Source organism: Ekhidna sp. (assembly GCF_965212185.1).
GTDB lineage: Bacteria > Bacteroidota > Bacteroidia > Cytophagales > Cyclobacteriaceae > Ekhidna.
Window position 1 is genome coordinate 3,237,071 of the sequence record NZ_OZ243102.1, and the last position, 20,369, is coordinate 3,257,439.

General features: G+C 38.6%; 18 protein-coding genes and 1 tRNA gene. 10 read left to right on the forward strand and 9 right to left on the reverse strand.

Features of this window, described 5'->3' with window-relative positions:
• The 3 genes from ACOMC3_RS14160 to ACOMC3_RS14170 all read left to right on the forward strand — a co-directional run bounded on the left by ACOMC3_RS14160 (position 1) and on the right by ACOMC3_RS14170 (position 2,052).
• On the forward strand, positions 1 to 684 hold the full coding sequence (locus tag ACOMC3_RS14160; RefSeq protein ID WP_420316538.1) for a histidine phosphatase family protein: 684 nt from the start codon (positions 1 to 3) through the stop codon (positions 682 to 684).
• Positions 681 to 1,502 carry an SDR family NAD(P)-dependent oxidoreductase gene (locus ACOMC3_RS14165; RefSeq protein WP_420316539.1) on the forward strand — a complete coding sequence of 274 codons (822 nt, stop codon included), beginning with the start codon at positions 681 to 683 and terminating at the stop codon, positions 1,500 to 1,502. Before ACOMC3_RS14160 ends, ACOMC3_RS14165 begins: the two co-directional genes overlap by 4 nt.
• A 154-nt stretch (positions 1,503 to 1,656) precedes the next feature.
• Positions 1,657 to 2,052 (forward strand): hypothetical protein, encoded by a 396-nt coding sequence (locus tag ACOMC3_RS14170; RefSeq protein ID WP_420316540.1) that lies wholly within the window; start codon positions 1,657 to 1,659, stop codon positions 2,050 to 2,052.
• Between the two features lie 23 nt (positions 2,053 to 2,075).
• Here the strand turns inward: ACOMC3_RS14170 and ACOMC3_RS14175 are convergent, their stop codons facing one another.
• Entirely contained in the window at positions 2,076 to 3,095 is a 1,020-nt protein-coding gene (locus tag ACOMC3_RS14175) for a DJ-1/PfpI family protein (protein WP_420316541.1), read from the reverse strand.
• Between the two features lie 67 nt (positions 3,096 to 3,162).
• Entirely contained in the window at positions 3,163 to 4,125 is a 963-nt protein-coding gene (locus tag ACOMC3_RS14180) for a GlxA family transcriptional regulator (RefSeq protein ID WP_420316542.1), read from the reverse strand.
• Between the two features lie 120 nt (positions 4,126 to 4,245).
• Here ACOMC3_RS14180 and ACOMC3_RS14185 point away from each other — a divergent pair, with 120 nt between their 5' ends.
• On the forward strand, positions 4,246 to 4,638 hold the full coding sequence (locus ACOMC3_RS14185; RefSeq protein WP_420316543.1) for a hypothetical protein: 393 nt from the start codon (positions 4,246 to 4,248) through the stop codon (positions 4,636 to 4,638).
• Between the two features lie 67 nt (positions 4,639 to 4,705).
• Here ACOMC3_RS14185 and ACOMC3_RS14190 read toward each other — a convergent pair whose 3' ends face one another.
• A complete protein-coding gene (locus tag ACOMC3_RS14190; protein WP_420316544.1) occupies positions 4,706 to 5,494 on the reverse strand; it encodes an SDR family NAD(P)-dependent oxidoreductase in 789 nt (262 codons plus the stop codon).
• 48 nt (positions 5,495 to 5,542) lie between these two features.
• A complete protein-coding gene (locus ACOMC3_RS14195) occupies positions 5,543 to 6,070 on the reverse strand; it encodes a TetR/AcrR family transcriptional regulator (RefSeq protein ID WP_420316545.1) in 528 nt (175 codons plus the stop codon).
• A gap of 139 nt (positions 6,071 to 6,209) precedes the next feature.
• On the opposite strand from ACOMC3_RS14195, the gene ACOMC3_RS14200 reads away from it, so the two are divergent.
• The 4 genes from ACOMC3_RS14200 to ACOMC3_RS14215 all read left to right on the forward strand — a co-directional run bounded on the left by ACOMC3_RS14200 (position 6,210) and on the right by ACOMC3_RS14215 (position 11,137).
• Entirely contained in the window at positions 6,210 to 7,904 is a 1,695-nt protein-coding gene (locus ACOMC3_RS14200; RefSeq protein ID WP_420316546.1) for a DEAD/DEAH box helicase, read from the forward strand.
• Between the two features lie 178 nt (positions 7,905 to 8,082).
• Positions 8,083 to 8,292 (forward strand): cold-shock protein, encoded by a 210-nt coding sequence (locus ACOMC3_RS14205; protein WP_420316547.1) that lies wholly within the window; start codon positions 8,083 to 8,085, stop codon positions 8,290 to 8,292.
• A 42-nt stretch (positions 8,293 to 8,334) separates the two neighbouring features.
• Positions 8,335 to 9,465 carry an MBL fold metallo-hydrolase gene (locus ACOMC3_RS14210; protein ID WP_420316548.1) on the forward strand — a complete coding sequence of 377 codons (1,131 nt, stop codon included), beginning with the start codon at positions 8,335 to 8,337 and terminating at the stop codon, positions 9,463 to 9,465.
• Between the two features lie 37 nt (positions 9,466 to 9,502).
• Positions 9,503 to 11,137: a hypothetical protein gene (locus ACOMC3_RS14215; RefSeq protein WP_420316549.1), complete on the forward strand. Its 1,635-nt coding sequence runs from the start codon at positions 9,503 to 9,505 to the stop codon at positions 11,135 to 11,137.
• On the opposite strand, the gene ACOMC3_RS14220 is transcribed toward ACOMC3_RS14215, so the two are convergent.
• From ACOMC3_RS14220 to ACOMC3_RS14230, 3 genes are all read right to left on the reverse strand, one after another.
• Entirely contained in the window at positions 11,134 to 11,553 is a 420-nt protein-coding gene (locus ACOMC3_RS14220) for a hypothetical protein (protein ID WP_420316550.1), read from the reverse strand. The two genes, ACOMC3_RS14215 and ACOMC3_RS14220, sit on opposite strands and share 4 nt — an antisense overlap.
• A gap of 153 nt (positions 11,554 to 11,706) precedes the next feature.
• Positions 11,707 to 13,989, reverse strand: coding sequence for a Tex family protein (locus ACOMC3_RS14225; protein WP_420316551.1), 2,283 nt, complete (start codon positions 13,987 to 13,989; stop codon positions 11,707 to 11,709).
• A gap of 220 nt (positions 13,990 to 14,209) precedes the next feature.
• Positions 14,210 to 16,702, reverse strand: a complete 2,493-nt coding sequence (locus ACOMC3_RS14230) for a DUF5686 and carboxypeptidase regulatory-like domain-containing protein (RefSeq protein ID WP_420316552.1) — start codon at positions 16,700 to 16,702, stop codon at positions 14,210 to 14,212.
• Between the two features lie 122 nt (positions 16,703 to 16,824).
• Here ACOMC3_RS14230 and ACOMC3_RS14235 point away from each other — a divergent pair, with 122 nt between their 5' ends.
• Complete coding sequence (locus ACOMC3_RS14235) at positions 16,825 to 17,628, forward strand: SDR family oxidoreductase (RefSeq protein WP_420316553.1); 804 nt, start codon at positions 16,825 to 16,827, stop codon at positions 17,626 to 17,628.
• Here ACOMC3_RS14235 and ACOMC3_RS14240 read toward each other — a convergent pair.
• Complete coding sequence (locus ACOMC3_RS14240) at positions 17,621 to 18,319, reverse strand: SH3 domain-containing protein (RefSeq protein ID WP_420316554.1); 699 nt, start codon at positions 18,317 to 18,319, stop codon at positions 17,621 to 17,623. The genes ACOMC3_RS14235 and ACOMC3_RS14240 overlap by 8 nt on opposite strands.
• 113 nt (positions 18,320 to 18,432) lie before the next feature.
• On the opposite strand from ACOMC3_RS14240, the gene ACOMC3_RS14245 reads away from it, so the two are divergent.
• Positions 18,433 to 18,505: transfer RNA gene (locus ACOMC3_RS14245), tRNA-Lys, on the forward strand.
• A gap of 154 nt (positions 18,506 to 18,659) precedes the next feature.
• Here the strand turns inward: ACOMC3_RS14245 and ACOMC3_RS14250 are convergent.
• Positions 18,660 to 20,306: a PAS domain-containing sensor histidine kinase gene (locus ACOMC3_RS14250; protein ID WP_420316555.1), complete on the reverse strand. Its 1,647-nt coding sequence runs from the start codon at positions 20,304 to 20,306 to the stop codon at positions 18,660 to 18,662.
• Positions 20,307 to 20,369 lie beyond the last annotated feature (63 nt).

Sequence of the window (20,369 nt, forward strand, 5' to 3'; positions counted from 1 at the left end):
ATGGGAGTGATCTACTTAATTCGTCATGGTCAGGCCGGTTTTCTCAAAGAAGATTACGACCAGCTTTCAGATCTTGGAGCAAAACAAGCTCAACTTCTGGGAAATGCACTAAAGGAACGAAATCAAACCTTATCGAAAATCAAAAGTGGTTCTCTGGTTAGACATAGAAAATCAGCAGATCACTGTTTGGAAAGCTTTGGATTAAAATTACCATTTTCTGTGGATGATCGTTGGAACGAATATGACCACATGGAATTGCTGGTCAAGCACAACCCCCGTTTCACAGATTACAGTGCAATTGGTGATCATTTAAAACAACAAGAAAATCCCATGCGGTCCTTGCAGCAGATACTTAACAATTCCATTGCTGACTGGATCAAGGGCGAGAAGGAATACGCTCTGGAATGGCAATTATTCAAAGAGAATAGCTGGAATGCACTGAAAGAATTAGCTGATCAATTGAATAGCGGAGAAAACGCCTGGGTATTTACTTCTGGTGGCCCTATTTCAGTGATTTTGATTCAACTCTTATCTCTGCAAGACGAACAGTTTGTGGAGTTGCAAGGGAGGTTAGTAAATAGCAGTGTAACCAAAATACTTGTTGGAAAGAATGGACTTTCATTAAGTACATATAATGATTACAGTCACCTGGATCATGATCGCAAACTAATTACCTATCGATGACTCTTTTAAAAAAACTGAATAAAAAGTATCCAAACAAAAAAGCTTTCATCACCGGTGCAGCATCTGGGCTGGGGTATGCATTTGCGCGATTATTAGCAGATAATGGATGGTCTCTATACCTCTCAGATATTAACATCGCCTCGCTTGAAGAACTGAGAGCCACACTGGATGGAGCCAAAGAATTACACACTTTTGAATTGGATGTAAGCAATAAATTATCCTACGAGCGAACTGTAGAAGCGATAAGAAAAAATACCTCTCAAATAGATTTAGTTGTCAATAATGCCGGTATCGGGGATGGAGAATTCTTTCAGGATTATAAATCGGATCTATGGGAGCGAATGATTCGTATTAATCTGATGGGTGTTTATTATGGTTGTCATCATTTCGTCCCCTGGATGATTAAGCAATCAAGTGGAACAATCATCAATATTGGAAGTGCTGCTGGCTTTATGAATGCCCCGGGAATGTCTGCCTATAATGTATCTAAAGCTGGGGTGTATGCCCTCTCCGAGACACTATATCACGAACTGAAATCAAAGAATATCCACGTGAGTGTAGTTACACCCACCTTTTTCAAGACCAACATCATGAGTCAGGCAAAGGGCTCACAAGGATTTGTAAATTTTGCTGAAAAACAGATGAACCATTCCACCACTAATGCGGATGAGATGGCGATGGTAGTTTTATCTAAGGCAGCTAGCGGAGTATTTCAAATTGTACATCCAAAGGAAGCAAGAAGGAACTACTTCTTTAAAAAGTGGTTCCCCGGATTAGTAGCTAAAAAATTTCAGGAAATGTTAGCAAAACTTTCTTGAACCTTATTAAAAACTCCATTAGTCAATGGTTTTTAACGATGAATCGTAGTTTCCCCTAGTTAGCCCTACGCATAAGAATCAATAAAAATCAGGGATTTTCAAGAGGTATATCAAGCTACCATGGTAGCTACTTTTACAGAATAATTAGATCAGCATGAAAAGACTCACCAAGCTCGTATTTTCCATATCAATCTTCTTAATAGGATTCAATACCGTAGCAAAATCAACAAATACTACTGATTACCTTCAAATCCATTCAGATATCCAGGTAGCATTGTTGGAAAATGATATGCGTAAAGCAAAATCCCTTATCAAAACATTACTTCCCATGCTGGACGCTGATATTGAATATTCAAAAGAAATTCTAAAGGTAGAAGATGATGAATATTTCTTGAATCAAATCAACAAAAACCTTGAACGTCAAGAAGAAATTCGCGAGAAACTTGAAGCGTTTATTAAAACCAGAAAATTAGATAAAAGCCTTTCCAAGGATTCAATGAATATGGTTAGAGAGCTTAGAAGGCTAAGTCTACAACCGAAAGAACGTTAAAGGCCAATGAGGCCTTTTCCTAATTAATCTAGCTTTTTGTAAAGTTGACCTTCAGGTTCCAAACGATAACCAATCAGTTCACCCATTTCTCGAACAAAATGAATCGGTTCATTACCAACATCGGAAAAAACATCACCGTTTTCATGGTATATCGGATAGTCAATTCCGTCAACAATCGCCTGAAGTTCTCCTTCCTTTAATTCTAACTGTATTTCAGTAGCGTCTTTGAATTCATACCATCCTGTAAATTGCTCCAGATCAATCCCAGACTTTTCATAAGGGTTATCTTTTGAAAGAATCAATCCATCACCTGGCACCCAGTTATCGTATTCCATATAATACGCTGTTCGTTTTGCTGCATTTAGTCCTTGGAGTTTAGCCACCAAATGAAGTGCCCCATCAATTCCAGCGGAAATTCCTGCGGTAGTGATTACTTCTCCATTATCCACAAAACGAACATCTTTTCTTACGTCAATTTTGGGATAATTCTTTTCCAAGCTATTCAAAGCATTGTGAAATGTTGTTGCTGTGTTGCCATCCAGAATTCCTGCTTCAGCCAAGACAAAGGCCCCCGTACATACTGAAAAATGAAATTGAACATCATCCTGACGATTAACCCAGTTAATCACTTCCTTATCATTGAATGCTGCAGCCGCATTTCCTCCGAAAAAGGCCAAAATATCGGCCTCAGGTGCATCTGTTATGCTGTAATCCGGAGTGACTGTAAGAATTCCTTGTGACTTAATGGATTGCTTATTCTTTGAGACAGTGAATACATTATATCCTGCATAGGAAAACACTTCCATAGGTCCGGCAAAATCCAGCACTTCCACACCATCTTGTAGATAAAATGCAATTGTTTTTGAAAGATCTTTTCTGATTAAAACCATATTACAATGCGAACACACTCCGGGTTTATCATGAACTTCTTCATCACAATGACTTCCACAAGGAGGACAAATGTATTGTTGAGCATCAGGTATTTGTGCCGATAATTGAATAATAAAGGATAATAAAACAGCGAATAATAGTGTCTTTTTCATAGTCTTTTGAGTTTTAAGCAAAGCTATGAAGCACCATCAGGAAGCGAAAGGACAATCAAGCACAGAATCAGGACAAAGTTGAAGGAAGGATATCTGAGTATTTTTTAAGTAAGCTTCTCAATTGATTGCTGCTTAGGCCACACAAATCACTTACGGCATTTACCTTCTGGCCATTGGATAAAAGCTGAACTGCCCGTTCAACTCTTAGTTTATCGTGATATTCACCAATCGTAATTCCTGTCGTTTTTTTGAACAAACGAGTCAAATTTCTCGGACTCATAAATACAAGATCGGCCAAGTCTTCGATTTTCTGTTTGTTACTTAAGTGCTGAGCCAGGTGATCCTGAACTTTATGAATACGATTTTCAATATGGTTTCGATATTGTAGAAATACGCTTAGCTGTGGATCATCCTCAGTTCTCCTCAGGAAAATTACAATCTCCTTGGCAATCTTAGTTGCAAAAAAGGGGCCGAACAACTCTTCAATGATAAACAATGCCAAATCAATTCCGGATGAAATCCCTGCGCTGGAGTAGATACTTCCATCCTTTACAAAAAGCCGATCCTCATGAATCGTTGTTTCAGGAAATCGTTTTTTAAAATCACCCGTATACTTCCAATGCGTCGTACATTCCATGTTCTTGAGCACTCCGGAATACGCTAGGAGATATGCTCCGGTGCAAACGGAACAGATTTTAGCTCCATTATTTTTTTGAATTTGTAGCCATTCAAAAAATGGCTTTAGTGAACCTTTAAATGCTTCGTCAAAAACCAAGCGTGCGTCCAGTCCTGGAATAAATATGAAATCGTTTTCGTTGAGGGTATGGTTTCTAAATGGTTCTAATTTATTTAGTCCAATACCAGCACTTGAATTGATGGAATCATTGCCATCGATAGCAAGAAATACCAATTCTACCTTTGCTCCATATTCAGATGCTTCATAAAACACCTGAATCGGTCCACTTACATCCAGAAGGTGAACTTCAGGCGGAACGATAAAAAATACCCTTGTTTTTACTTTTTTTTCCAATTGATAATATGCTTTCTAGTCCAAAATTTGTCGCTTATCGAGTTTTTAATCGATCTCATCTAGATGAGTTGGTTTTAACTATTATCAATTGATAATTTCGATAAAAATCAAATCACCTAAATGTCTTATAATATTACTCTAAAAGTCAATGACAGACTTTGGTTCTTTCAAGAACGTTCTCAAAATATCATGTGGTGTGATTACAGTAAATCAGGTGAAGACCAGATGATATCACTATTTAATCAGGCGTTTGATATAAGTAAAACGGCAGGTTCATCCGTTAAAATTCTAGCCAATTTTAAAAGTACTCCAAGAAGCTCCAAACTAACCAGACAAATGAGGGAAAGTGGTAAATGGTTCAACAAAGAGGGTATTGATGTGAAAATTGCGGTGATTGGTGTAGACAGTGTCTTCACTCGCGTTGTAATTAATACAACAATGACTATTTCAAGAATCAAAAGTCTCAAACTGTTCGAAAGTAAAGATGATGCGCTTACTTGGCTAAGCGCCTAACCACAGGAGCAAAAAAGAAAAAATAAACTTCAAACTAATTAGTGTGAAATTTATTCGCATATTTTTTTTATTGTTCCCTTACTTCCTGCATTTTTCTGATCTGACTAAGAACCACTTTTTTTGGAGTAATTGGGAGGAGTGACATCATTAATTTTTGGCCGAATTTCAAACCAGAAATTTTATCCATCTTTCCTTTCATCATCGCATTGTACCCATCTTCAGCTACCACTCGAGCGCTAGACAAATCAGTAAATAAATCCGTTTTATCCATACCTGACACTTTACCAAAATCTGTTTCAGTTGCACCGGGCATTAAATTCGTGACCGTAATGTTCTTACCCTTTAATTCTTCAGTTAATGCATTGCTAAAGGATGTGACATATGCTTTGGTAGCATAGTAAACTGCTTGCAAAGGGCCAGGAAGTAAACTTGCAGTAGAAGAAACATTAAGGACTTTTCCCTCATTTCGTTGTACAAAATCCTGAAGAAAATGGTGTGTTAACGCTGTAAGTGCAGAAATATTCAAGCTAATCATATTGAGATCCTGTTGTATATCCCTTTCATGGAATTTACCGACTCCACCAAATCCTGCATTATTGATCAAGTAATCAACTTCAATTTTATTCTTCTTAACCTCATCGTATAGCTCCAAAGCTGATCCTTGTACAGCTAAATCTTTAGCTATCACAAGAACAGTAATTCCATGCTTCTTCTCTAACTCATCCTTCAATTCGTTCAGCTTTGATTCGCTTCTGGCTACAATAACCAAATCCCCACCCTGTTCCGCATGAATGTGTGCTAATTCTTTTCCAATACCAGAAGATGCTCCTGTAATTAATGCTATTTTATTTTTCATTATTTTAATATTTTGAGTGAGTAATCACTCATTTTTAGATTAAAAAATTTATATTTTGTACTTATGTTTTAAAAACGTTGTTGCCGAATCCATATCATATGTTTCTTGAAGTATTCCACGGGTTGCCAGTCCATCCATCAGTGTCAATAAGAGATTCGCTTCTTGTTCTGGCTCGTTATACCTTAATAGATCGAAAGCTCTAATTAGCGATTCTTCCAATTCCGCCATCTTATGTTCACCATATATCTCCAGCTCCCACTTTATTTTGAATTGTAATTTCCAGAACTCAAGTGCGGCTTTATCATTTCTTACCTTTTGCGGTAGTTCAATGTACTTTTTAAGTAATTCTTTTGGATCAGGTTCAAGAACAATATCTGAGAATAATTCCTTTGCTCTCTCCTCACCCATTTTCAAGATCGCGTCCAATAAGCCTTCTTTATTCGTAAAATGCCTGAAGATCAAACCCTCGGAAACACCCGCTGCTTTAGCTACTTTACTAGTGGATGTGGATGCAAAACCCTGCTCAGCAAACAATTCAAGTGCTTTATCTAATATTTTTTCTTGCTTCTCAGTCATAAGTGAGTAATCACTTACAAATATACGCCTCTTAAATAAAATTGTTCATATTCGACGAATAAAATTTTAATTATCTGACTTACAGAGGCTTTGTGCAGAATAAAAGCTAACTTCGCGCCTCATTTATAATATTACGTTCTTGAATAATTTTGAAAACCTTGGGCTCTCGCCTAAAACATTACAAGCCCTTGATCATTTAGGGTTTACAACTCCCACTCCTGTTCAAACTAAGGCGATTCCTCTACTTCTAGAAAATGACCCTTGCGATTTCATAGGCCTGGCCCAGACTGGAACAGGAAAAACAGCAGCCTTTGGGTTACCGCTCATAGAATTGATCAATTCTGACGATCCTACTACTCAAGCTTTGATAATGGCTCCTACTCGGGAGCTAGGTCAGCAAACTGCAAAACAACTTGTCGACTTTTCCAAAGGACATAAGGACCTTAATGTGGAAGTGGTTTATGGTGGTGCTGCCATCACCAATCAAATCAAAGCACTTCGTAAACCAACTCAAATTGTTGTTGCCACACCTGGCAGATTGCTTGATTTGATAAAGCGCAAAGCTATTAAGCTGAATAATATTAGCCATGTGGTGCTGGATGAAGCTGATGAAATGCTTAACATGGGCTTTAAGGAAGCCATTGATGAGATTTTATCTCATATTCCAGAGACTAAATCAACATGGCTGTTTTCTGCCACTATGCCTCCTGATATTCGGAAGATCGTGAAAAAATACATGGTTGAACCGAAGGAGATCGCTATAAACAGTGAGGAGAAGAGTAATAAAGACATTACACATCAATACGTCATTACAAAGTCTGCAAATAAGATTGTCGCACTTAGAAGGTTTTTGGATATCCAGCCGGATATGCGAGGTGTGATGTTTTGCAGAACCAGAAGAGAAACGCAACAAATTGCGGATGACTTAAATGGCCTTGGATACAGCGCTGAACCCCTTCACGGTGAACTATCCCAGCAGCAGCGAGATGCTGCAATGAAGCGTTTCAAATCAAGATCGATGCAACTTCTGATCGCAACTGATGTAGCAGCTAGAGGTATCGATGTAAATGATCTAACACATGTTATACATCATACACTTCCAGACCAGATGGAAAGCTATACCCATAGAAGTGGGCGGACTGGAAGAGCTGGTAAAAAAGGAGTTTCGTTGGCCTTTATTAATCCAAGAGAGGGCAGGAAAATACAGGCCCTTGAACGAAAGATCAATGTAAAATTCGAACAAGTAGAAGTTCCAAATGTGCAGTCCATACAAAAGGGAAGACTTCAAAACTGGGCCGATGCGATAACACAAGCAGAAGTTGATGCGAAGAGCGAAGAACTTTTTGAAAGTATTAAAGGTGATTTCGAAGGATTGTCAAAGGAGCTCATTCTTAAAAAGATTATTTCTTCACAGATTGAGAGTCTTGTATTAAGAGGGGAAGAAATGGATCTAAATGAGTCCATAGGCGGCTCTGCTGAGCGTAGAGATAAGTCAAAATTCAATCGCTACTTTATCAATCTTGGAAGTATTGATGGAATGAGTAAGTCAGAGGTTATTGATTTTGTTTCTGAAATAGGTCAGGTAGATAAAAAATTTGTAGGATCGATCGAGTTGAAAGAAAACCATTCCTACTTTGAGCTCGATAAACGTTATGATAAAAACGTTGTTACCCGATTCAAGAATGTGACATTTAATGGTCGTGAAATACGAATGAATCGTGATAATGACTCATCGGGAGCTGGCAGAGATAAAAAAAGTAAAAAGAAAATCAGATCAGATAGGAACTCTGCGAGAAAGGATTTTAGAAGAGGAAAAAAAAGAAGCAGAAGGTAAATTAACTTCTGACAAAGTATTTGTTATTTCAAACACAGAAATAACTCAATAAGAGTATTATTCAAAGGGACTTTGCAGTATCCAGTTTTTGGTCTGTAAGCATTTAAGTACCTTTAAGTTTTAAGCATGCCAATTGGATCTTGTGTCAGATTGGCATCAAACCATTTAAACATACTATATGGGAAGATCTCAAAACAGTTTTATTAAAAATCAGAAAGTAAAAAAGCGCATGCAAAAGCGCAAAGAGAAAGAGGAGAAGAAAAAGGAGCGTCAGGAGAACAATAATAAAGGCGGTGAACTTTCAGACATGATCGCTTATGTTGACGAATTTGGTAATATCGTTGACACCCCACCGGAAGAAGAAACCGAAAAAAAGAAAAAAGAGTAATCACTCTAACATCCTTAATTTACGCTTGTTTAAGTACCTTCTATGAAGTTTTTCAAGCGTATCATGTTAATTCTAGTTTCTATCATTATCGTCATAGTTTTGGCGATAATCATCTTTTTTAGAACAGCACCACAAATTGGAGGATCACCTTTTGGAGATCGATTGGAGCGGATGAAAAGCTCCCCCAACTTTAATGATGGTAAGTTTCAAAATACAGTTGAAACTAAAATGGAGATGTCTTTTGCTGATGTACGCAAAACATTGGCCCACTACTTGTTTGCCGATAAGTCAGATAAAAGTCCAAAAGAATCTATCCAGGTAAAGCCATTTAATGCGACTGAATTTGCTTCTCTATCCGATAGCATAGCCTTTACATGGCTAGGTCATTCCACTGTTTTATTTAGAATCAATGGTGTCACAATCTTAGCTGATCCGGTCATTATTGGAGAGCGTGCCTCGATGTTTTCATTTATGGGCCCCAAGCGCTTCGATTATTCTCACCATATTAAGCTAGAAGAGCTTCCGGAAATTGATGCGGTTATTCTTTCACATGATCATTACGATCATTTGGATTATCACACGATCAGAGGCCTAAAAGATCGAGTCGACAGATTTTTTCTTCCATTAGGTGTTGGAGCGCACTTTGAAGCTTGGGGTATCCCAGCAGAAAACATCACAGAACTTAATTGGTGGGATGAGATAACATTTAACGGAGTAAAGCTGGCATTTACACCAACACGACATTTTTCAGGACGTGGATTTGCAGATCGCTACAAAACACTTTGGGGTTCATGGGTTTTGATAGGAAATAATCAGCGGATATACTTCAGTGGTGACAGTGGCTATTTTCCGGGATTCAAAGAAATTGGAGAAAAGTATGGTCCATTCGACCTAACATTTATGGAATGTGGAGCCTATAATGAAAGTTGGAGTGAAATTCACATGTTTCCAGAGGAAACGGCTCGAGCTCACCTGGATGTTAAGGGTAAATTGCTAGTGCCCATTCATTGGGGAAAGTTTGATCTGGCTCTGCACCCATGGAAAGAATCCGTGAATCGACTAGCTAAAAAAGCTGAAGTAGAAGGCATAGAACTGTTTACACCAGAGGTAGGTGAACTGAATGTCCTGTCAGAATCAAATGATACTGAGCTGTGGTGGAATAAAGTTGATTGAAGCAAGCTATCTTTATCTTAAACCTAAGCCTTACCTCATGCGATATTTTTCATCTTTCCTTCTATTACTCTTTTTAGTTGTGGCATGCACATCAAGTTCAGAATCAACGAATAGCCAAGCAGAAAAGGTTGATGCCTCTTATGATGACCTGGCAGAACTATTCATGGAATGGCGAGATTTTGAAAATCCACCTAAGTACCAGGGAGCACCGGATTATAGAAAAGCTACTTTCGATTCACGACACTCAACCTTTAAAGAGTTGCAGAACAAGCTATTGTCGATGGATACAGCGGGGTGGTCTGTGTCTGAAAAGATCGATTGGAAAATTGTATGGGCGGAAATGAACGGATATGATTTTAATTATCGTACTCTAAAACCATGGGAAAGAGATCCTGCTTTTTACAAATCCCTGTGGATGTATCGTAGTGATGTGCCTGCGCATGAAGGACCCACCCATCATGCAACTACCGAGATTTGGCAATATGAATTTCCATTAGACATCCAGGACAGGGATCAATTATTAGAAGACCTCAGCGTAATTCCATCGCTTAATGCCCAGGCCAAAGAAAATCTCACAGGCAATGCCAGAGATTTGTGGATCGCTGGCATTCGTACCATTGAATTTCAAAGTAAGAATTTAGAAGCAATCAAAGCAATTAAAGGAATAAGTGATGATGAAGAAATTTTAACTGCAATTAATGATGCCATAGCCTCAACAGATGAATTGATCAAGTGGTTAAAGGATCAAGTGGCAGATAAAACAGGTTCGTCAGGTATTGGGAAAGATAATTACACCTGGTATCTACAAAACGTCCACCTGGTACCTCTGACATGGGATGATGAAGTGATGATTCTCAAAAGGGAGTTGGCCCGGGCATGGTCCTCATTAAAATTAGAAGAACATAGAAATCGCGCACTTCCACAATTAGAGCAGGTAGATTCGGAAGAGGCATACAATGCATTGGCAGATCAGGCAGCCAAGAGTTTAATTGAATTTCTTGATAAAGATTCAGTGGTGACTGTAAAAGATTACTTCGATCCTGCATTAAGGGAACATTTAGGTGGGTTTGTGCCAGAAGAGACCAGAAATTTCTTTTGGATCACTGCACATCATGATCCACGTCCATTATTCTCTCACTTTTATCACTGGTTTGAATTGGCACGAATGGATAAAGAGCCCAACGAAAGTCCAATCAGAAGAGGCCCATTGCTCTATAATATTTTTGATAGCAGAAATGAAGGAACTGCCACTGCTGTTGAAGAAATGTTTATGGATGCCGGACTGTATGACGATAGTCCTCGTTCACGTGAAATCGTCTATATCATGATTGCACAACGTGCAGCCAGAGGCTTGGGATCATTATATGCTCATGCCAACGAAATGACGATGGAAGAGGCTGGTAAAATTCACTCAGAATACACACCAAGAGGCTGGATGAAAACAGAGAAGGAACTTCTAATATTTGAACAGCACCTTTATCTGAGGCAGCCAGGTTATGGCACTAGTTACATTACCGGGAAATATCTCCTTGAAGATGCGATGATGGCATTTGCCCTAAAAAAAGAAAAGCAGAACAAATCATTTGTTCTGCTTGAATTCTTTGATAGACTTAATGCTATTGGAAATATTCCAGTCTCCTTATCTAAAGAAGAAATGATTAAGACTAATTAAGCGCTTTCTTTCTCAGCTTCTTTCGTTTCAGTCTCAACCTCGGAAGACTCCTCCGAACTATCTTCAGCTGTTTCAAGCTCATGTCTGGTGACTGTCAACTTAAATTCTTTGTCCATTTTAAATTCGTACATCGCCTCTTCAAGTAATGTAGCTGCAGTATTTGACTTCAATAATATTTCAAGTAGATCCTGAGCCACAACGGACATTTTAATATTATTCACCGCACGACGTTTATGCGCTTCAAGTGTGAACGAATGTCCTCCACGCTCTTTTGGATTTAAATCACGAAATTCATGTGAGATGAATTGATAAGTCTGAGGTGCTTCAGCAGCATCTCTCATTAATTTGACAAGTACAGGCTTGTACTTATTCCAGAGAAGTACGTATAAATTGTTGTTAGTTGGATAGGAAGGCATTTTTTGTAATATTTTAATTTCAGAAAAAATCTCACCTAGAGATTTCGCGAAGAAAGGAAACACGGTTAAATGAACGGACTTTACTCCATACGAACAGCCTTCAAACTCTGAACATACCTTTCTTATGCCCTACAAAGGTAATGGAATTAAATTTTACTGGTTTTTAAACTTTCCTTTAAGCATCGCGAGCTTGGCCTGGAGATCACCATCAGGTAAATTGTTATTGGTATTTTGAGGCTTTCTGATGGCCTTGTCATTTGGATTCTTGCGAATAGATCGCTTTTCTGATCTTTTTATCTGCGGTGTATCACCCTTCATTGATAGTGAAATTCGCTTTCGAGGGACATCTACCTCTAAAACGGTTACTTGAACCTTCTGACCAAGTTTCACTACCTGTGTAGGATCTGACACAAATGAATTCGAAAGATGACTAATATGTACTAGTCCGTCCTGATGAACACCAACATCAACGAATGCTCCAAACTTGGTAATGTTAGTTACCACACCAGGGAGCTTCATCCCTTCTTTCAAGTCAGTGATCTCATTTACACCATCCTGAAACTGAACGGCCTCAAATTGATCCCTGGGATCTCTCCCGGGTTTATCCAACTCATCAATGATATCCTTTAGTGTAGGAAGTCCCACCTCATCAGACACATAACTTTTCAGATTGACTTTTTTTCTCAGCTCGGCACTTGTCATCAAATCTCTTACTGTTGCCTGAGCATCTTTGGCCATTTGCTCCACCAATGAATACCGTTCCGGATGAACAGCACTTTTATCCAAAGGATTTACTGCTCCATCAATTCGTAAAAATCCTGCTGCTTGTTCAAATGCCTTATCCCCCAAACGTGGTACTTTCTTTAATGCTTCCCTGGACTTAAAAGGACCATTCTCGTTTCGAAATTTTACAATGTTTTCAGCAATACTTGCTCCTAGTCCAGAAACATAGGTTAAGAGCTGCTTACTTGCAGTATTAAGCTCCACTCCTACATTGTTTACGCATGCCATCACTACATCATCCAAGGTTTTTTTAAGTGCCGTCTGATCTACATCGTGTTGATATTGCCCAACTCCAATGGATTTAGCGTCTATTTTAACCAGTTCAGCCAACGGATCCATCATCCTTCTTCCAATTGAGACAGATCCTCTGACCGTTACATCTTCATTTGGAAATTCATCACGAGCTGCCTCTGATGCTGAATAAATGGACGCTCCACTTTCGTTGACCATGGCCGTAATCACACTAGAAGGCAAACCAAGTTTCTTGACAAATGACTCAGTCTCTCGACTTGCAGTACCATTACCTATTGCAATGGCTTCAATTTTATGTTTTTCTACTAGATATTTTACTGTCTCTCCCGCTCGAATGGCATCTTTCTGTGGTTCATTTGGATAAATGGCTATGAATTCTAACAGCTTTCCTTGCTTGTCCAAACACACCACCTTGCAGCCAGTTCGAAATCCAGGGTCAATGGCCATCACAGCTTTCTGACCTAGTGGTGCAGCCATCAACAGCTGCTTAAGGTTTTCAGCAAATACAGTAATCGCCTCTTCATCAGCTTTTTTCTTGCTTTCCATTCGTACCTCTGTCTCGATACTGACGCTCATCAATCGCTTATAACAATCTTTAATTGCCGTTTGTACATGCTCACTTGCCTCTGTATTTCCTTTTACAAACTCACGCTCAATGATAGCAATCGCTTCCTCCTCTTCAGGAGCAATATTCATGGATAAAAACCCTTCTTTTTCACCCCTTCTAATGGCGAGTAGCCTATGGGAAGGAATTTTTGAAATCGGCTCATCCCATTCAAAATAGTCTTTGTATTTCTGAGCATCGGTCTCTTTCTCCTTGCTTTTCAAAACTTTAGATGAGATGATGCCCTTTTTCATAAAAAGTTCTCGAATCTTCTGACGAGTTTCTGCATGCTCATTGATCGTTTCAGCAATGATATCGCGAGCGCCCTGAAGTGCATCCGCTTCAGATTCCACTCTTTTTTCATCGTTGATAAACTTGGCAGCTTCAGACGAAACATCAAAATTTTCTTGATCCAAAATCTTGATTGCAAATGGCTCCAGACCCTTCTTCCGTGCTACGCTGGCCTTAGTCTTTCGTTTTGGTTTATATGGGAGGTAAAGATCTTCCAAAGCAGTCATCGTTTCTGCTTCGTTTATTTTCTTTTCTAGTTCTGGCGTTAACTTCTCCTGTTCTCTTATGGACTTTAAAATTGCTTCCCGTCGAGCATCCAGGTCTCGAAGTTGTTGTACACGATCACGAATCCCTGCTACTTGTAAATCATCTAAACTACCTGTCACTTCCTTTCTGTACCTTGAAATAAATGGTACAGTCGCACCTTCATCAAGCAAACCTATCGTTGCGGTCACTTGGCGTGGTGAAATGTTTAATTCTTTCGCTATTCGTTCTTCGTGTCTCATTCTTACCGTTTCTAAAAATTTACAGGCACCAAAAATAGATGACTTGATTTACCGAAAAAGTGAATGTGGAAAACTCTTTTAAATATTTACGCAACTTTTTTCATATCTCGTGATGGCTAGTGCAGCCATGCGTATTACTTAGACATCTGAACAGTTTGAAATCAGCATGCAGAGAGTAACTAAGCACATCAAAACACTGGAAGATGTAGGGCTAATCAGGTTAAAAACCGACACCAATCCTAAATCCACTGCCAAAGAATTCACCATTTCGTAATGCCCAGTAATAATCTACACGCATGAACTTAAAGATGTGCTCTATTCCTGCACCTACTTCAAAATAATTTCCTATGGTTTCAGTTGTCAGAAAGTTAGCAGTGGCTACTGCTTGAAAATTCAATTTCTTTACTAATGGAATCTTATTGAAGATAAATTCATTGAAATGATGCTCATAGTGAGCCTCGAAAAATGGCTTAGTTGTACTGAATTGATAAAAAGGCAGTAGCTCAAACTTGAGTGGATCACCCACTTGACTCAGTGCTGTTTGATTTCCAGAGAAATGTTGAAAGTCAACAAATGTTAACGATTTGTCATTCAAAAATCCTCCACCGGCAATCGCATAATTACTTGTTCCTACTAGCCCTAAACTCATCTCATCGATCACTTTAATCTCAACAAAATCAAAATTCACATCACTACCCAGTGCATTGACGCCCTTTTTATACGTAACAAAAACCTCCGGATATTTAGATTGGTAAACAAACTTCCTATCTGGTCTGGTAGCATAAGTCTGCTTAAATAGAAACCTGAAAGTCACATCAAAGATCAATGCTTGATTCTTTTCAAAACCCGTTTGTGCCAATTCCATATTTGGGGGCTGATTACTTGTGAAATTCGTCTTTTCGTCAGAAGCCCAGGTATACTCTGATGTATTGGTCAAGGTATCTCTACTGGCATATTCAACCTTTGTATTGAGAAGAATTCCATTTTTTACTTCTTGTTGAAAACGGAAATACCCAAATGATTTTTGGAAAATCTTCATGAAATTTTCCCCATTGACTAATGTCACGTAGCTATTAATAAATGGTGTTATTGCTTCAGATTCATCAAATTGAGAAATATAGTGACCACCTCCTGCATAAAAGCGGGTGAATTTATCATCTAGCTTTCGATAGCCGCCTTCTAACTTGGCATTGAACTTTTCATTGGAGAATCCATAGCGAACAGCAGGCCTTAACCAATATTTTGTTCGGCCATCAATTTGCCTCCAAATGGTCGGCTGGAGTTCGGGCACAAAACCTTCCACAGTATTGAATTGGAAAATGCTAATGATTGCCGGAAGTGACCAATATTTTTCTTCAATGCTATTAAAATGAGTATAGCCGGATAAGAAAATCTTTCCAAAGGTGAGCTTGTTTCTTTCTGTATCGATCGAATCTTTGTAGGGTTCACTTTCCTTTACTAATCGAATACTGTCTTTGACTTGATAATCTGCAACTTCTATTGATGTAAGCGGGACAGGACGAATATTTTTCCAATATGTAGTATCTCGCTCATTGGATCCTTCTTCCACTACTAAAACTTCACGGGTAAAATCCTCCTCCTGAAATAGGTCTTTCTCTTCTTTTGCTTCAAATTTCTGTTCGTAGAGGCCTGCCTCGCGATAAGCTTTGTAGTTAGGTTCTACTTCATAGTTCGAATAAACTCCAATGTAATAACCACTCCCCTTGAATCCGAAAGCTCCAAATCTGAAAGAAAATTTCTGAGAGATAGGCATCCAGATATCAAAGTCTGTTGGCGCAAATACCTGATTCACTTTTAGCGAATCAATAAACTCTAGCCCTCTTGCTTTGGTAACAAATAAATCGATGGTGTGAAATCGCCATTCATCTTCAACGATGTATACTACCCCTTCAAAAACAGGATCTGTTGATCTCTTTGGTATTACTTTTATTTTATTAATCAATCGATCATTTTCTTCAAAAAATCCCAGCCATTGGTAATCATAAAAAAGAAATGCTTGTGGAGCGATTGGGGAAACGAACTCCCTTTCCATATCTAAATCAATGAATTTATTGTATGGATTGATATTGAAATCGGAGGCTTGATTAAAACTAAATCCTTGCTCATCTCCACTCACTTTTGAGCTGATCATTCGTTCAGACACTTTATCTGGCAATTCAAATGAGAATTTGGATACTGACTCAGAGAGATACAATATTCCGGTATCAACAGTGATTTGCTGACCTAGGATTTTATCAGGTTTATCATCTAATCTAAAGAGACCTTTCAGGTAAGCGTCTGTCTTAAATGCCTTCACTTCACTCTCATAAAATTTCCGCATTTTAATCGCCTCACGAATGACCCGGTGAGCAGGATCTTCGTCTCCGGCAGTTACAATCACTTCCTTAAGCTGTAAAGCCTGCTCGCTAAGTGCAAAGTCGAATCGAATGGTTTGGTTTTGATTTAGCGTCACGTTCTTCTCAGTAACCTTATAGCCTACATGTTGTGCTACTATGGTATGAGATCCTGCAGGAGTTTTGAGATAATATTCTCCTTCACTATTAGAGGTGGTGCCATTAGTGGTACCCTTAATGTACACGGTAGAAAATGGCAATGGCTCCCCTGTTGCACTTTTGGTAAAACCTTTGATTCCTGTTTGTGCAAACAAAAGGTTTGAAAGAGATAAGAAGAAGGCTAGGGAAATTAATTTCATGTAAAGCTGTGAGAAGGTTTAAGTGATAATGCACGCCGATCGAATTAGGTTGCATTCATGCATTTTTTCTTAAATTATTTCAATGTGAGTTATCTTGGCAAAAGTTATACCATTAGGTAAAAATGAGCATGCAAAAAGTAGCAATAATAACTGGAGGTTCATCGGGAATAGGGAAATCATTAGTGTTAAAGTACGCGAATGAAGGTTATGCCGTAGTATTTACTGGCAGGAATGGGGATCGAATGGCACAAGTGGCAAATGAATTGGGCGAGCGGCCACATTTAGCTCTTGAATTAGATGCTGCGGGTAAAGAGGATAACAAAAAAATGGTTGATGAAACCATCAGGCAGTTTGGCAGAATTGATGTGCTCGTTTGCAATGCAGGAATTTCGATGCGTGCTTTGTTTGAAGAGGTAGAATTGGATGTTTTTAAACAGCTGATGGACATTAATTTCTATGGCGCCATTTATGCAACAAAATTTGCACTCCCTTACATTTTAGAATCAAAAGGTACAATCATAGCGATTTCTTCCATTAATGGTTGGCGATCTACACCTGCTCGAACAGCCTATTCATCTTCAAAATTTGCGATGCAGGGATTTTTTGAAGCACTTCGTACCGAGGTAATGACGAGAGGAGTTAACGTATTGGTGGTGTGTCCCGGATTCACCAGTTCAAACATCAGGAATGCTGCATTGACAGCTGACGGAAAGTCTCAAGGCGAATCCCCTAGAAATGAAAAAAAGATGATGAGTTCTGAGGAAGTGGCTGATCGAACTTTTAAAGCTGCTGCAAAAAAGAAAAGAGATCTGATTCTAACTTTTGAAGGTAAAATGGCCGTTCTGCTTAACAAAATTATTCCATCAAGATTAGATAAAATGATCTACAAGATGATGAAAAAAGAGCCTGATAACCCGCTTAAATAATTTTAAGTTTTGCTCTTCTGATAAACACTTCCTGCCCATCCCACAGTGCCTTGGTCCACACCTCATCCTGATCCAAGACTTTAAGTTTGTGTCCTTTTGAAAGCATCTCTATGGGCTCGGCTCCCGCTGATGGTCCTGATCGAAGTAATGTTTGATCTGAAATGATGATTCCATGTTTCGGTGGGTTTACGTTATTAATTGCCAGAATCAAACAAAGAATCATTAGTTGGATGATGCCTGCAGCAATTGGTCTTTCCTCAGCTTTTGATTTACGAATAACATACGTAAGCATCAGTGCAGATACGGAAAATAAGAGTAATACTAAGTGAAGCCGGTGTTTTTCAAGAAGAGCCGTGAAATAGTGGGTATCATCATATTTAAATCCACTTAAGTCATGGGATTCTACAAGTTCTTCAATCTTACCAACTACTTGTCTATCAGCAGATGTGTAATAGTATTTATCCAGGTAGTAAAGTGCTTCTGCGTAGTTTCCTAAGCCATCCTGGATGAATGCCATCTTGAGCAACATAGCAGAAGAAAATTGGCCTGATGAATAGATTTGATTATAAACATCAAAAGCCTCTGTGTATTGTTGATTTACAAAGAGTGTATCTCCTTGATTTAATGTTGCGTTTTGTGCGCATATATCAAGAAATTGAACACTGAATAAAATTCCTAGAAATATTCTCACGTTTATTCGGTTAATCATGTGGAATTTCTAATTAAGATTTCTATTTTTGCATCCGCAATTTAAGACAAGGGTCTTGAATTGCACTTCTTTTTACACAAAAGGAGATTATAAATGACTGGCTAGCTCAGCTGGTAGAGCAACGCCCTTTTAAGGCGTGGGTCCTGGGTTCGAGCCCCAGGCCAGTCACAGTAAGCCTCAACGTCTGTTGGGGCTTTTTTATTGGATTAAAGTCGAGTGAGTAATAGGCCTAATTCAGTAGGCCGGCCATAAACAAAAAAACCTGATCAATTGCGATCAGGCTTTTTAATAAGTGTCCTTAATGAAGACATACTTTTGGAAGTTATTCCTTAGCTGATTTGGGAATTTTAATCTGAATTTTGGTCCCTTTGTCAGGCTCACTAATGACTGAGATATTGCAGTTGTTTTTTTCTAAAAGACCAAGACTTAAACTAAGTCCTAATCCTGCTCCCATTTCCTGATTTGTTCCAACCTTCGATTTCTGAATCTCTTTTTTGATAATGGATTGAATCTGTTCTGCGGACATTCCAATTCCAGAATCTTCAATACTTACGATCGTTTCCGTTTCGTTTTGATCTCCCACTACCTGAACATAACCTCCACCATTTGTAAATTTTATCGCATTATGAATAAGGTTTCTGATCGCCACCTTAAAGTGGTTCTCATCTATCCAGGCTTCCATTTCTGATGGGGTATCAATTTTGAAGTCGATGTTTTTACGGACAATTAAAGTGTGGAAAAGCTCTGCATTCTCTTTCACTACATTATTTACATTGACTTTTGCCGGGTAGGCGCTAATTCCTCCGAGCTGCATCCTGGCCCATTCTAACAGCTCGTCTACAGTATCTGTTAGGCTGGATAAGCGTTGCTTCAAACTTTCCTGATATTCCAAAAATTGTTCTTTGGATATCACATCATCATGGTTGAGCTGTAAAATACTGTGAAACAAATTGAGTGGACTTTTTATGTCATGTGCGATGATAGAAAAGAGCTTATCCTTTGTTTCATTGGCAACTTGAAGCGCCTTATGTGCCTTCACGAGTTCGCTCACATCATCAACACAAATGGCAACTGACTCTAGCTCTCCATCTCCGTTGATAATAGGCTCATACTTTCCGTTAGCTGAAATAACTGATCCATCTGGTAATGTAGTCTCTTCTAAGAATGCAATTTGCTTTTTAGTAGAGATGGCCTCCTGAAACATGGGTTCATGCTTTCGGAAAATATTTTCTGTTAAGACATCCCTTCTACTCCTACCGATTAGATCTCTTCTTTTATACCCAAACCTGTCCGCATAATTTTGATTGACTAATATAAATTTACCTTCCCGATCTACCAATGCCATTAAAATAGGCGCATTATCCAGTAAAGATCGTAGGGTTTGTTCATGCTGATCAGATCGATTAAACGCCTTGATCAATATAGATCTAAAAACAAACAAAAAAAGATACAATATGGACGCTACAACCAAATTATTAATCAGTGTCATCCAGTATGCAGTGTCAAATTCAATTCCTTGAAGATCTAACAAATAAGCTTTTAAGCTTATGAAAACGCCAAAAATGAGCCAATAAATAACGTGTTTGCCCACCCCGTCAACCAAAAACATGGATATCGCCATTGCTGCGAAAAGCATGTTTTCCGTATCAACAAAAAGTTTTTGCTCACTAAATACCAGTGCTGCAATGGAAATTAAAAACACACCAGAAAACAGAAAATAGCCTTTTGAGAATAGGATTTTACCTTTTCTATTTAAGAAGAGTGAAATTGAAAGAAGTAGTGCAGCTATAAATCCAAGTGTGGGTTGTATCGTGAGATCAAAAGCAAACGTAATTGCTCCGAGGACACAACAGATGGCTACACAAAAGAGGATGAGGTAATTGAATAAAGCTATTCTCCTCTTCTCCAAAGGGCTTTCGGCATAGTGCATGCCTGTCCTCAATAAATTTTTTAAGGAAAAAGATTTCATGGTGATGAGTGAACGCTGGGTTTCGAGTAGTAGATATGTCTAAGAGTGAAAAAGTAACCTCTG